This window comes from Mycoplasma zalophi, from assembly GCF_025486335.1.
Classification (GTDB): Bacteria; Bacillota_I; Bacilli_A; order Mycoplasmatales; family Metamycoplasmataceae; genus Metamycoplasma; species Metamycoplasma zalophi.
The window spans coordinates 143048-156799 of sequence record NZ_JAOOPZ010000001.1 but is presented as its reverse complement, the minus strand read 5'-3'; the positions used below and the strand labels follow the sequence as shown (position 1 = coordinate 156799).

Below are 13752 nucleotides of genomic sequence, written 5' to 3'. Positions count from 1 at the left end.
AAACCAAAGGATTTTATGATTTTTCCTTTGGTTTTTTATCTACAGCTTTATTGTTTTTAACTTTTGGGTTTTTAGTTTTTGAAACCTTTTTCTCTGTTTTAGGTTTCTTTGTTTTGAGTTTTTTTGTTTCTGTTTTTGTTTCATCAACTTTTTTAGTAACTTTTTTGGTTTTGGGTTTTGTTTGTTTTAGTTTTGTATCTTTTGTTGTTTTTGTTTTATTATTTTTTGAAGTGTTATTTATTTGTTTTTTTAATCCATCGGCCATTAGTATTGTTGAAACAACAACTACATTACGTCTTTTTTCCTTGTAAAAGAAAGGCTCTAATCTATCTTTTATTAATTGTTTTAATTCGGGAATAGTTCAGTCTTTTTTGTTTCTTATTGTATATAAAATAGCAGAGTGAACTAATCTTTTAGCTTCATCAACTAATTCAGTAGAATTTTTTACATAAAAAGCACCACGACTTACAATTCTAGGTTTTCCTAAAATTATATTTTTTTCTTTATTAATAGCAACAATTACGTGTACAAATCCATTTGCAGCTAATTCCATTCTTTCTTTTAAAATATTTGAATTAATTTTTGAAACAATTTCACCATCAATAAATACCGGTCCGATATGAATTCTTTGATCAGTTAAACTTAACTTATGATCTAATAATTGATATACTTCACCCATTTTTGCAATAACAACATTTTCTTTTTTAACACCGCATTCAGTTGCTGTGTAACCATGAACAACACTCATTCTATACTCACCATGATAAGGCATAAAATACTTAGGTTTTGTTAATTTAAAAATAGTTTTGTGTTCATCTTTGTAAGCGTGACCTGATGTATGTAAATAACCATCAACACCATTTTCTTTTATTATTGCACCTAATTTATAAAGTCTGTTAACTAATAATTCAATTTTTGATCTATTTCCTGGAATTGGACTTGAACTAAAAATAATAACATCACCTTTTTTGATATCAATTTGTGGATGTTTTGACATTGACATTTTAGCAAGTCCGGCCATTTCTTCACCTTGTGAACCTGTGGTTAGAACCAATAATTCATTGTCTTGATATTTAGAAATTTGTTTTTTATCAATAAAAACATCATCAGGAACATCAATATATCCTAATCTTCTTCCAATTTGAACACTTTGAACCATACTTCTTCCAAAAGCAACAACTTTTTTATTCATACTTGCAGCAAGCTCTATTATTACTTTAACTCTTGTTAAATTTGAAGCAAATGCAGTTATAATAACTTTTTTTGTTGCGGCTTCCATATGTTTTTTTATGTCTTTTAAAATATCTGATTCAGAAGGAGAGTGGTTTGGTCTCATTGCATTTGTTGAGTCACTTAATAAAATATCAAGCCCTTCATTACCAATTTGTTCTAATTTAGAAAAATCAGTTAAGTTTCCAATAGGTGTGTAGTCAAAACGGAAATCTCCAGTACACATAATAGAACCATTTGGTGTTGTAAATCTTATTCCAAAAGCATCGGGAATTGAGTGTTGAGCTGTTCAAACATCGACAACAACATCATCAAAAATATATTTAGAATCTCTTTCAAGTTCAATAAATTCAACGTTAACTTTAATTTTAAAATCTGCAAATTTTAATTTTAAATATTGTATAGCTAATCTTGGCGCATATATACGTTTTACATCAACTTGCTGGACTAAATATGGTATCCCACCGATATGGTCTTCATGACCATGAGTTATGAAAACACCCATTACTTTTTCTTGGTTATCTTTTAAATAAGTGTAGTCGGGTATAGAACCTTTTATTCCTGTTGTAAAAGAATCGTGAAACTTAATTCCGTTGTCTAATATAAATATTTTGTTATTGTGTTCAATTGCAAGGGTTGATTTACCAATTTCTTGAAATCCGCCCATTCCCCATAACTTGGTTGGTATCATTTTTTCTCCTAATTATTTTTTTGAAATACAAGAAATTATTATTATAAATAATAATAGTATTATAACAAAGAAAAAACAATTTTAAAAATTTAAAATATTATGTTGATAAAAATTAAGTTATTTTATATAATTACAATATAAATTATTTAGAAAATGAAGGAAAACATGTTAGAAGAATCCCCGAAGAACCTTTATGGATTAGAAAATATTGAGCAAATATCAAATAACAATTTATTTTTACAAATTACATTATTAATTGTTTTAATTTTATTATTAATTACATCTGCAATTATCTCTGGTTCAGAAACAGCATATACTTCTTTAAATTTAGCAAAAATAGAAAATATGTTAGAAAAAAAAGAAAAAGGTGCGAAATTAATAAAAAAACACTATCTATCTTTTAATCAAACACTAAGCACTATTTTGTTTGTAAACAATTTAGTAAATATTGGATCATCAGCACTAACTTCATATATTTTAGGTATATGAATTGGTGCAAATAGTCAGCTGATTCCTATAATTTCAACGGCTATTTTAACACCAATTATTGTGGTATTTAGTGAAATATTCCCTAAACTAATTGCAAAGTCGCATACAGTCGGATTTTTAAAATTTGCAGTTTATTTTATTCACTTTTGATACATTTTAACTTATCCAATTACTTTCTTTATCTCAAAACTTGGAAAAAAAGTTTTAGTTACAAATAGTGAAGAAGAAATAAAATCAATGCTAAATATAGCAAATGATGAGGGAGTTTTAGAAACAAAAGAAGCTAAATTAACTCAAAATGCACTAGATTTAGATTCAACAAAAGTTTTAAGCCACTACATTAGATTAAAGGATGTTTCATTTATTGAATCATCTGCAAATATAAAAGAAGCTTTAAATATTTTTAATGAAACACAATATTCTCGTTTACCAATTAGAAAAAATAATAAATTTATTGGTATTGTTTTATTAAAGGATATATTTTTATTAAAACAAGGAAAAGTTATAAATTATCTTAAAAAAATTCCTAATGTTACGGTTAATATGAGTTTATCAAAAGCATTAGAAAAGATGAGATTAAATCGTAGTCAAATGGCATTTGTTACTCAAAATAATACTTCAGATGAAGTAAAAGGAATTATCACCATTGAAGATATTTTAGAAGAATTAGTTGGTGAAATTTATGATGAATACGATACAGATGAAGAAATATATGAAATTTCATTAGAAAAATCAAGAGCAAATGGTGACGTTGATATAAAAACATTATTCAAACAACTTGAAATTGAAATTGAACTTTCTGATGAAGAATCAGATATGGAATTAGCAAATTGAATAACCCTTAAAAATGGACATAAATTAAACAAAACAGAAAAATTTATTTATCAAGAAGAAATTTCATTCAAAGTAATAAAATCTGGTAAAACTAATCAAACAACAATTTATGAAATCAATATTTTATAAAGTGAGCATTTATATGCTTATTTTTTTATAAAAAAATTGGGAAATACTCCCAATTTAATTATTCAGCTTTGGTTTCTAAAATATCACCAAAGTATGTTTTGTAATTTTCTGGATCATTGTATTTTGCTAATGTAGCAACAATTTTTTGGTTTATTAGTGGAATTTGAATTTGTTCTTTTGTAATGTATTTTTCAATTTCTTCGACAGGCATTTTGTATAAATCAGATAATTTTTTGTATTCTAAAGTATAATCTTCATCATTTAATTTGATATTTTCATCTTTAGCTAATTGTGTGTATGTAAATGAAACTTTTAGGTTTCTTACAACTTCTGCATTGATTTCTAATGAAAGTTTTTCTTTTGTTGATTTTGTAACTTCTAAGTATTGTTCAACATTAACACCCTGTTGTTTTAATGAATCTTCAAAACGTTTGTAGTAAGCTTGCATTTCTTTACGAATAATTGCACTTGGTAATGGATATTCTGATTCTTCAACGATTTTGTTAAATATTTCAGTTGTGAATTTTTCTTTAGCTTTTTCAATTTTTTCACGTTTTGTTAAATCTTTTAAATAATCATTTAATTCTTCAAGTGTTGTAACGTTTTCAATATTTATTTCTTTAATAAAATCTTCATTTACTTCTGAAAGTTGAGCTCTTTCAATTTTGTTAATTTTAACTTTAAAAGTTGCAACTTTGTTTCTTAGGTGTTCCATGTGGTAATTTTCAGGGAATGTAACTTCAAAACTGCCTTCATCACCTTTTTTAAATTGTTTTAAAGCATCTTCAAATCCTGCTATAAATGATTTTGATCCAATTTCTAATTGGAATCCTTCAGCTTCTCCACCGTCGAATGCTTCACCATCAATAAATCCTTTGAAGTCAAAGTTTACACGATCACCATCTTCAATTTTTTCTTCTTCTACTTCGTATAAAACAGCGTTTTTTGTTTGTAAGGTTTTTAGTTGAGTTTTGACATCTTCTTCTGAAACTTCTATGCTATCTAATTTAACATTTAAATTCTTATAATCATTTAGTTTAATTTCAGGAAGTAATGGATATATGAATTCTATTGTAATATTATCATCTGAAATTTCTTTAATGTGGTATTCCGCACTATCCAAAACAAAGTCGTCATCAGTAACTTTTTCTGCTGCTAATTTTATAGCTCCATCTAAAGTACCTTTTAGTGCTGCACCTTTTACTTGTTCACTACTAATGTGTTTATCTGCAACTTCTGCTGGCACTTTTCCTTTTCTATACCCTTTTACTTGAACTTCTTTACGTAGTTTATTTAAACTTTTTTCTTGTTGTTCTTTTCAGATTTTGCTATCAACTTCAACAGTAATAACTAATTCTGAAGTATCTTTGTTAATTTTTCTATCGATCATTTTTACTCCTTTGATGTGTGATATTTATAAATTATATAATAATTTTTAAAATTTTTCTGCCAACTGTTTTTCTTGTGCATTTAAATCTTCAATTGTTTTTTTGCCCAATAAGAAATCAGTAACATTTTCAATGATTTTTGGACTTATAATATTTTTTTCAAAAATTATATCTATTCAGTATGAAGTAATATATTTACTAAATACTTGTATTGCTATTTTTGCTTCACTTGGATTTTTTTCATAATGGGTGTGAATTTTCTTTTCTATTTCCTTTAATTCATTATTATCTTCAATATTTTTTAATTTTGAAGGATTTATTATTAAATCATTAAATTTAAAATTAAAATCTATTTTTTGAGAATGTAATAAATTATAAATCAATGTCAAAAGCAGATCATTTTGTTCATCCATACTGAAAAAATACTGAAATTCATGTGCAAATTCTTTTAAATCTCTTAATTTTAATTGATTATACATAATCATAAAATAATAATCAATTTGTATATTTTGAATAGTTTTAATCATTTTATATGTTTGTAAAGACGATGTGGTTTGTTCTCACTCTTTTAATATAAAAATGGTTAAATCTCTTTCCATTTCTCTAAATACAGCAGTATGCTTTGATAAAGGATTGTTAATTATTTTTTGATGTAAATCATATAAAGCTAAAATAGCATCACTATTTTTTAATTCTTGAATTTTATCTATAAAATCCTTGGCTTCTTGTTCATTCATTTGTTTCCTTAATAAGAATATTAAATTCTTGTTAAATATTATTGTTTTTTAATACGTTTATAATAAATATATTATATTATATAAGTATAATAAATAAAAAATGATTTATTAAAAAACAAGGAGTAAAAATGCCTTCAATTATAGACATTAAAGCTCGAGAAATTTTAGATAGTAGGGGTAATCCAACTATCGAAGTTGAGCTAAAAACAGAAAATACTAAAGCAGTTGCAAAAGTTCCTTCAGGGGCAAGCACTGGTTCTAGAGAAGCTTTAGAATTAAGAGATAAAAATTCTAAATATGCAAACAATTGATTTGGTTCAAAAGGTGTAATGCAAGCCGTTGATAATGTAAATAATATTATTGCAAAAGAAATAATCGGTATGGATGTATTTGAACAAGAATTAATTGATAACAAAATGATTGAATTAGATGGAACAGAATTTAAAAGTAAATTAGGTGCAAATGCTATTTTAGGAGTATCAATAGCAGTAGCTAGAGCAGCAGCTCAAGAAAAAAAAATAGAATTATATCAATATCTAGGAACAAAAGATTCAAAAACTTTACCTCTTCCTATGTTAAATATTTTAAATGGTGGTGCGCATGCTGCAAATACAATAGATTTTCAAGAATTTATGATAATGCCTTTAGGAGCAAAAACATTTAAAGAATCATTACAAATTGCTAATAAAGTTTTTCATACTTTACAAAAACTTTTAAAATTAGCAAATCAAAATACAACAGTTGGTGATGAAGGTGGATTTGCACCTAATTTACATACACATGAAGAAGCATTAGATTTTATTATAAAAGCAATAAAAGAAGCGGGATATAATCCAGCAACTTCAGGTGAAAATGCAGTTGCTATAGCATTAGATGCTGCTGCAAGTGAATTTTATAATGAAGATAAAGAAGTTTATACATTTAAAAAATTTGAATTTGCTAAAAATTTAAATCCTGAAAATTTTAAAGATTATAAAAATTATAAATCTACTTTCACAACCGAAGAATTAGTTAATTATTATGAAAAATTAATAAATTCATACCCAATAATTTCAATCGAAGACTCACATAGTGAAAACGATTGAAAAGGGTTTGAAATGATGGTTGCAAAATTTGGTAACCGCGTACAAATAGTTGGAGATGATTTAATTGTTACAAATCCAAAATATATTCAAAAGGCAATTAATGATAAAGCAATTAATTCAGCTTTAATTAAAATGAATCAAATCGGAACATTAACCGAAACAATTAAAGCAATTAAATTAGCACAATCTAATGGATATACAGCAGTTATAAGTCATAGATCTGGTGAAACAGAAGATACAACAATTGCTGACTTAGCTGTTGCATTTAACACTGGACAAATTAAAACTGGTTCACTTTCTAGAACAGATAGAATTGCAAAATATAATAGATTATTAGTAATCGAAGAAATTTTAGGTAGTGATTCTGTATTTGATACACAAAAAAGTTTTAGTAATTTAAAGAGGTAATATAAAATGAAAAAATCAACCTTAAAGAAACTATTTATTAGTTTTGCTATTATAAGCGCAATATTATTACTAACCACAATAATTTTAATCGCTATAATGTTTTCAGGATCTAAAAGTGAAGGTGGATGAGATCAATTTGGATGAGCCTTATCTTGAGGCTACATACTTAGAATTTCTTATATAACCACCGGAACTGTTGGTGCTGTTACATGTATTTTAACAATAGTTTTTGCTAGTTTATATTTAAAAGTAAGAAAACAAGAATTATTAAAAAATAAAGAAAAATAAAACAAAAAAGTGCGTTCGCACTTTTTTTATTATTCAAACATTTTATTATAAAGTTCTAAATCACTATTTTTTATCAGCAATTTTAAATAATTTTTTGTTTCTAAAAAATCTTGTTCAAAATATTTAAAAGGAAAATATAAACCTCTTAATTTATTTATATAATTAATATTTTTATGATAAAAATATAAATAAATGTAATAGTATTTTAATTTTTTTCTTGCATATATTAAATTAAATAAAAATCATAAAATAAGCGACATTATTAAAACAAAAATACTTAAAAAACTTATATTAATTATTCATTGTGAAGAAACTTTTAAAAGGGCTAACAAAAGAATAGAACTTATAAATTCTACAAAAATTATTACAATAAAAAGAAGATACAATCATTTGTGAATTTTTTTGTGTTTGTGTCAATTTTTTAAGTTTTTATTAAGCACTAAAAGACCTTTCTATCAGTTCAATTAAAATTTGTAAATCCATATTGGAAATATTTTGTCAAAATTTATGTGAATATTTAAAAGTAAGTAACTCTTTATTAGTATTTGTTGCCAATTGTTTACAACTTAGTAATGGAACAATTAAATCAATAGTTCCAGTTACAATTGAATATTTATCAGATAAAAAATACAAGGGTTTGACTTGATTTTGAACATATTTTTTATTTAGCATTTCTTGGGCTAATAAATTCTTAAACCTAGATGAATTTATTAAATTTTTAGCAAAATCAAGCTTTTTAGTTATTTTTGCTTTTAATTCTGTGTTTTGGTTGTTATTTTTTTGTATTTTTATTAATTCTTTTGTAGGTGTATTATTTTTTATAAATGATTCTAAGTTTAAAAAATAATTAAAAGGACTGGTTAATATAGCATATTGAGCAAAATTATTTTTAAGTGCTTCTAGTGCACTTATTGCTCCTAAACTATGTGAAATAATTACACAATTTTGTAAGTTGTATTTTTTTATAAATTCAATTGTTATTAATTTATACAACTCTAAATTTATTTTGTTATTATAAGAACTTAATCCACAGCCCGGAAAATCGAAAGTTGCAATATCAAAATTTCGATCTTTTTCATTTATTAAATTTTTATATATATTAAAAGACGAATTGAATCCATGCAGTAGCAACACTTTATTTTTTTTATTTGTGCTTTCTACATAAACATGAATTTTTTCGCCTAATAAATTTATAAAAGTATTATTCTCCATAAATAGTTAAAATAATTTCTTCGATATCTAAACCACCAAACATTTCAGATAAATTATCAAAACTCTTTAATATTTTTCTTGTTTCTTGTTTATTATATTCAGAATTTATTAACTTTTTAGTTACTTCTGAGTGATCGGTTAGAGCTAAAAAGTCCCCTTCAAATACTATATTTTCAAAACGAGCTTCTTTTATTGAATATTTAACTTTCAGTATTCCTGTAGTATATTTTGCTTCATTTGAAACTGAAAATGGAAATTGTTTTTTAAATAATCATTCTTTTGTTTGTACGTAATCGCTAATTTCTTTTACTCTTGGTTGGTATTTTTCAGGTAATTCTTCAACCTTACCATTGTAATGTTTTTCAAAAAAACTAATCATACCTTTAATAAATTCTTCAACTGAAATTCTATTTTCTAGTACGTCAATTACATTTGTAACACGCTGACGAGCGCTTTTAATACCTTTTGATTCCATTTTTAATTTTGAGGGAATTAAAAATTGACCTAATTTTTCTAAGTTTGCATCAAATAATATAGTTCCGTGGTGACAAATTTTATTTCCTAAAATGTATTGTGCATTTCCTGAGAATTTTTTATCATCTATAACTAAATCATTACGCCCCTTGAAATAAGCATTTACACCTAAACTTTTTAAATAATCTAAAATAGGTGTTAAGAATTTTTCATAGCTTTGGTTTTTATCTTTTTGAGTGATAAAACAGAAATTAATATTTCCTAAATCGTGATAAACAGCTCCACCACCACTTAATCTTCTTGCTAATTCTATTTTGTGTTTTTCTAATTCATCTACTTTAACTTCTTCAAATACATTTTGATTTCTACCAATAATAATTGCATTTTCATGTTGATAAAAATAAACTATATCTTCAGTTAATTCTGTATCTTCCATTAAGGCTTGTTCATAAGGTAAAGTAATATAAGGAGAAAAACTTTTTCCTAAATATATTTTCATAATTTCCTCTTTTTGTTTCATTTATATATAATAATAAAATTATAATTCTTTAACAATTAAATACAAAAAATTTAAATAAAAATATATAAAAAGTTCCCGAAAATAAAAAAAATGGCGATCGCGGCGGGACTCGAACCCACGACCACATGCTTAGAAGGCACGTACTCTATCCAGCTGAGCTACGCGACCACTTTTTTATTGTGTAATTATATTTTAGCACAAAAAAAATTATGACATTAAAAAAAGTAACATTCTGAAATGTTTTGAAGTTAATTTTAACTCATATTTTATTTTTTACTAAAAACTTATTATATTAAATAATTTAATTATTAATGATTTTCTAAGTATTTTTTAATTTTTTGAGCAATTTCATTTGACACTACTTTTGTTAGTTGTTCAAATGAAGAATTATAAATATTATTGTATGAGCCAAAAAAAGATAATAACTTTTCTTCTGTTTTGTTTCCAATACCTTTAATTTGTGTTAAAAAACCTTGAAAACTAGAACTATTTGATTTTTTAGAATGTTTTTGTTTAGCAAACTTATCTACTTCAATTTGTATATTTGCTAAAAAATTAAATAAATCTATATCTGTTATTTTTATTACTTTATTTAAATCAGTAACTATATGATCAGTTTTATGTTTATCATTTTTTACTAATCCGATAACTTTTGAATGCCAATTGTATTTATTAAGAACTTTTTTAATTTCATTAACTTGACTAAAAGCACCATCTACTATGATTAAATTAGGGATATTATCGGGATTTAACTTAATAAATTTTGATATTCCTTGTTTCATGTATTCAACATCGGCTTTACGGCTTTCGTTTATTTCTAGATTAAAAAATCTTCTTTCGCTTTTGTATAATTTACCATCAATTATTCTTAAAATTGCTGAAACAGGGTTGGTGTTCTGCAAGTGACTGTTGTCAATTATTACAATATCTCTTAAAGAATTTGATTCAAGTATTTTTGCTAATTTTTCAATATTTATAATAGTTTTTGATTCCAAAATATTTAATTTATTTATTTCAATATCAGCCTTATTTACTGTATTTTGTTCAAGATTTAAAAGAATTTTATTAAAAATACCTTTTTCAGGATATTTTAATTTGGTTTTTTGTGTAATATCTAAGTTAAATTGTTTTATGTCATGTGTAAAAAGCACTGTTTCTGGTATTTCATTTTTTAAATAATAAACATTTAAAAAAGAGTTAATAGTTTCTTCAAAATTAAAAATTTCATGTATTGCAGTTGTTGAAGTATTTAAAAGTGTACCATAACGGTAATTTGCGACACTAAGTACAATGTAAGTATCTTTTTTTATAAAGAAAAAAGCATCAAAATTTTCGTAATTTTGCAATTCAATTACTTGATTTTCTTGCATTTTAGAAACAAGTTCAATCACTTTCTTGTAAATATTGGCTTGTTCAAATAAAAAGTTTTCAGCAGCTATTTGCATATTATTTTCTAATTCCAATAAAAACTTTTTATCTTTAAAATGCAATATTTCTTTAATTTCTAAAAAAACTTGTTTAAGATATTCTTGACTAAAATGTTCAATTTTTAAGCCATTTTTATACAAATATTTAGATTCAAAATATTTTTTTAAATCCGTTACTCCATATCCAAGAGGTAAAGGTCCATAATATATAGCATTAGGCTCTTTTTTATAATAAAAAGCTCTTTGAATCAGTAGTTTTTTATCTAAAATTTTTATTTTTAAATAAGGGTATTTATTATCATCTAGCAACAAAATGTTATATCTTGGTTTATGTTTTTGAATTGATAGTTGTTCAAAAATAAGCGCTTCTTTTTCGTTTGCAAAAATATTAAATTCAAAACTTGCAATTTCTTCTACAAGTTTTGTAGTTTTGTAGCTATTTATTGAACCTAAAAAGTATTGTTTCATTCGTTTTTGTAAATTTTTTGCTTTACCTATATAAATTATTTCATTTCATTTATTTAGCCAAAAATAAACACCCGTTTTATTAGGTACAACATCTAAATCTTCTATTGTCATAAAAAAATTATATGTGTTTTTAAAAAATATTTTTTGTTATAATGCATCTATAAGACTAGGTTAGGAAGTATACGGTGCCGTAGCCATTTTTTTAAAATTAAAAACAAAAATGAGGAAAACCCCTCATTTTTTTATAAATTATCATAATCTGCAAGATTTAATATTTCAGCTTCACAATCTTTTATGATTTGATCTATTAAGTTTGCATCATAAATTTGAGCACCACTTGCTCTATGGTGTCCACCACCACCTCATTTAACAGCAACATTTCTTACTCTTGGCCCATTAGATCTAAATTCACAACGAATTTGATTTTTAGCTTCCTGAGTAAAAAATACTCATATTCTATTGTCATCTATATTTGCTAAGGTATAAGGTCTATTTGCCTGTAGTGGGTCTAAAATACCAAATTTCTTTTGTGTTTCCAGGTCAAAATAGAAACTTACAACCTTATTATTTATTTTCATATTTGAGTGAATAAAAGCTTCAATTTGTATATCTTTTAAAGATTTTTTTTGAAGATTTTCAAAAATTAAATCTTTTTGAGCTCCATCTTTTCATAAATTAGCAACTAAATTTAAAGAATGAGAATTAGTTAAATTAGTTGTTAATCTTACACTATCTGTATAAATTCCTAAAAATAAGTAAGTTGCAGCTTTTGCATTAACTTTTCAGTTCAATGCGTATGCAATTTCAGTAATTATTTGTGCAGCTGCCGGACTTAAAGGATCAACATAAACAAGTGAAGCATCTAAGTCATCATCATTTGGGTGATGATCTATTCTCATAACTTCATCAAAATAATTATTATCTAAATATTTACGACACTCTAATCTTTCTTTAAAATTAGCATCTACTATAATAGCTAGTGAATTAGGTATTTTTTCTTCTGGTAATTTGTCAAAATCAAAGTCTAAAAAACTATATATCCCCTTACTATCACCAATTGTATACACGTTTTTATTTTCAAAATTTTCTAAAATTAAGTGTTTTAGTCCAAATTGTGAACCTAAACAATCTCCATCAGGTCTAATGTGGTGAAAAATTATTATATTATCAAATTGTTTAATTTTGGTTTCAATGTTTTTGTATATCTCAAGTTGTTTATTTGTTAGTTGCATGTTTAATAATTTCATCTTGTAAATCTTTTATTATTAATTTCATTTCTGATTTTGATTTTAACATTGCACCACTTGCTAATTCATGTCCACCACCTCTTCATTTTTGAGCGATGTGGTTTATTCATATTCCATTTGATCTTATTCTTACTCTAATATCTCCGTTATTCATGTCAATGAAAAACACTCAGATTTTTGTATCACCAATGTTAGATAATATATTTACATCATTAGCTTCATCTTCATTTAAACCAAATTTTTTCTGAATTTTCTTTGTAACATAAAAATAAGAAACTTCTTTTTCGTATTTAAATTTTAATAATACATAAGCCATGAAACGAACTTTTCTTTCGTCGCGTTTTGCAAGTGGAAAGTTTACATCTCAAACACTAAATCCATTGTCTTGGTGTAAATAAGAAACAACATCAAAAGTTCTTTTTATAACACTATGAAAATTGAATCTTCCACTATCTGTATTAATTGCTAAATAACAATATCTAGCTGCTTTGTCTGTCACTTTTCAATTTTCTTGCATTGCTATGTATGCAATTTGTTCTCCAGAAGCTGCATATTCAGCATCTTCTCAAGTGTAATCATAATTTATATCTGGCTCAACTGGGTGATGATCAATTCTTAAAGTTTTAGTAAATGTTTTATTAACTATTAAATCGGCATCTTGAATTCGATTACTTGAGTTAGCATCAACCACTATTGCTAATGAATTTTCTAAGTGTTCTGTTGGAATTTCATTTATATTGTCATGTTTAAAATTCATAAATGGAAAAATATTTTTACTATCTCCAATTACATAAACGTTTTTATCAGGTAAGTTTGTTTTTATTAGTTCTGCTAATCCAAATTGAGATCCAAGACAATCGCCGTCTGGTCTAATATGGTGAAATATAAAAATATTTTTAGCTTCATTAATTGCTTCAACAGCAATTTTATAAGTATTTTTAGCCATATTTCCTCCTTAATTTTATTTTATTTAAAATACTCATTTGTTTTAAAATTATATATTTATTATATTAATATAAAAAATATTTTCAAAAATTTATCAAATGTATTACAATTTAAATATAACATTATGAACACAAAAACAAACAATAAAAAAATAAACGCATTTTTAAAAATGGAAGTTTA

General features: G+C 25.0%; 12 protein-coding genes and 1 tRNA gene. 3 read left to right on the top strand and 10 right to left on the bottom strand.

All coding sequences use genetic code 4. From position 1 onward, the window contains the following. Positions 1-13: 13 nt before the first annotated feature. Positions 14-1897, bottom strand: coding sequence for a ribonuclease J (locus N8G13_RS00690; protein WP_391510153.1), 1884 nt, complete (start codon positions 1895-1897; stop codon positions 14-16). A 189-nt stretch (positions 1898-2086) separates the two neighbouring features. Between N8G13_RS00690 and N8G13_RS00685 the strand changes: the two genes are divergently transcribed. Beyond that, positions 2087-3373: a hemolysin family protein gene (locus tag N8G13_RS00685; protein WP_262289030.1), complete on the top strand. Its 1287-nt coding sequence runs from the start codon at positions 2087-2089 to the stop codon at positions 3371-3373. Positions 3374-3431: 58 nt separating this feature from the next. Here the strand turns inward: N8G13_RS00685 and tig are convergent, their stop codons facing one another. Then, positions 3432-4763 carry a trigger factor gene (gene tig, locus N8G13_RS00680; RefSeq protein WP_262289029.1) on the bottom strand — a complete coding sequence of 444 codons (1332 nt, stop codon included), beginning with the start codon at positions 4761-4763 and terminating at the stop codon, positions 3432-3434. Positions 4764-4808: 45 nt separating this feature from the next. Further along, on the bottom strand, positions 4809-5498 hold the full coding sequence (locus N8G13_RS00675) for a hypothetical protein (RefSeq protein WP_262289028.1): 690 nt from the start codon (positions 5496-5498) through the stop codon (positions 4809-4811). A 128-nt stretch (positions 5499-5626) separates the two neighbouring features. On the opposite strand from N8G13_RS00675, the gene eno reads away from it, so the two are divergent. After that, positions 5627-6991 carry a phosphopyruvate hydratase gene (eno, locus tag N8G13_RS00670; protein ID WP_262289027.1) on the top strand — a complete coding sequence of 455 codons (1365 nt, stop codon included), beginning with the start codon at positions 5627-5629 and terminating at the stop codon, positions 6989-6991. 6 nt (positions 6992-6997) lie between these two features. Then, a complete protein-coding gene (locus N8G13_RS00665) occupies positions 6998-7279 on the top strand; it encodes a hypothetical protein (RefSeq protein ID WP_262289026.1) in 282 nt (93 codons plus the stop codon). Positions 7280-7308: 29 nt separating this feature from the next. On the opposite strand, the gene N8G13_RS00660 is transcribed toward N8G13_RS00665, so the two are convergent. The 7 genes from N8G13_RS00660 to N8G13_RS00630 all read right to left on the bottom strand — a co-directional run bounded on the left by N8G13_RS00660 (position 7309) and on the right by N8G13_RS00630 (position 13573). Next, positions 7309-7719: a hypothetical protein gene (locus tag N8G13_RS00660; protein ID WP_262289025.1), complete on the bottom strand. Its 411-nt coding sequence runs from the start codon at positions 7717-7719 to the stop codon at positions 7309-7311. Continuing rightward, complete coding sequence (locus tag N8G13_RS00655; protein ID WP_262289024.1) at positions 7712-8491, bottom strand: alpha/beta fold hydrolase; 780 nt, start codon at positions 8489-8491, stop codon at positions 7712-7714. Before N8G13_RS00655 ends, N8G13_RS00660 begins: the two co-directional genes overlap by 8 nt. After that, positions 8481-9464 (bottom strand): lipoate--protein ligase, encoded by a 984-nt coding sequence (locus N8G13_RS00650; protein WP_262289023.1) that lies wholly within the window; start codon positions 9462-9464, stop codon positions 8481-8483. The genes N8G13_RS00655 and N8G13_RS00650 overlap by 11 nt, the downstream gene beginning before the upstream one ends. A gap of 112 nt (positions 9465-9576) precedes the next feature. After that, positions 9577-9653, bottom strand: a tRNA-Arg gene (locus N8G13_RS00645). 140 nt (positions 9654-9793) lie between these two features. Then, positions 9794-11491, bottom strand: a complete 1698-nt coding sequence (uvrC, locus tag N8G13_RS00640; protein WP_262289022.1) for an excinuclease ABC subunit UvrC — start codon at positions 11489-11491, stop codon at positions 9794-9796. A gap of 131 nt (positions 11492-11622) precedes the next feature. Further along, positions 11623-12612: a DHH family phosphoesterase gene (locus tag N8G13_RS00635; protein ID WP_262289021.1), complete on the bottom strand. Its 990-nt coding sequence runs from the start codon at positions 12610-12612 to the stop codon at positions 11623-11625. Continuing rightward, on the bottom strand, positions 12596-13573 hold the full coding sequence (locus N8G13_RS00630; RefSeq protein WP_262289020.1) for a DHH family phosphoesterase: 978 nt from the start codon (positions 13571-13573) through the stop codon (positions 12596-12598). The genes N8G13_RS00635 and N8G13_RS00630 overlap by 17 nt, the downstream gene beginning before the upstream one ends. Between the last annotated feature and the right edge of the window lie 179 nt (positions 13574-13752).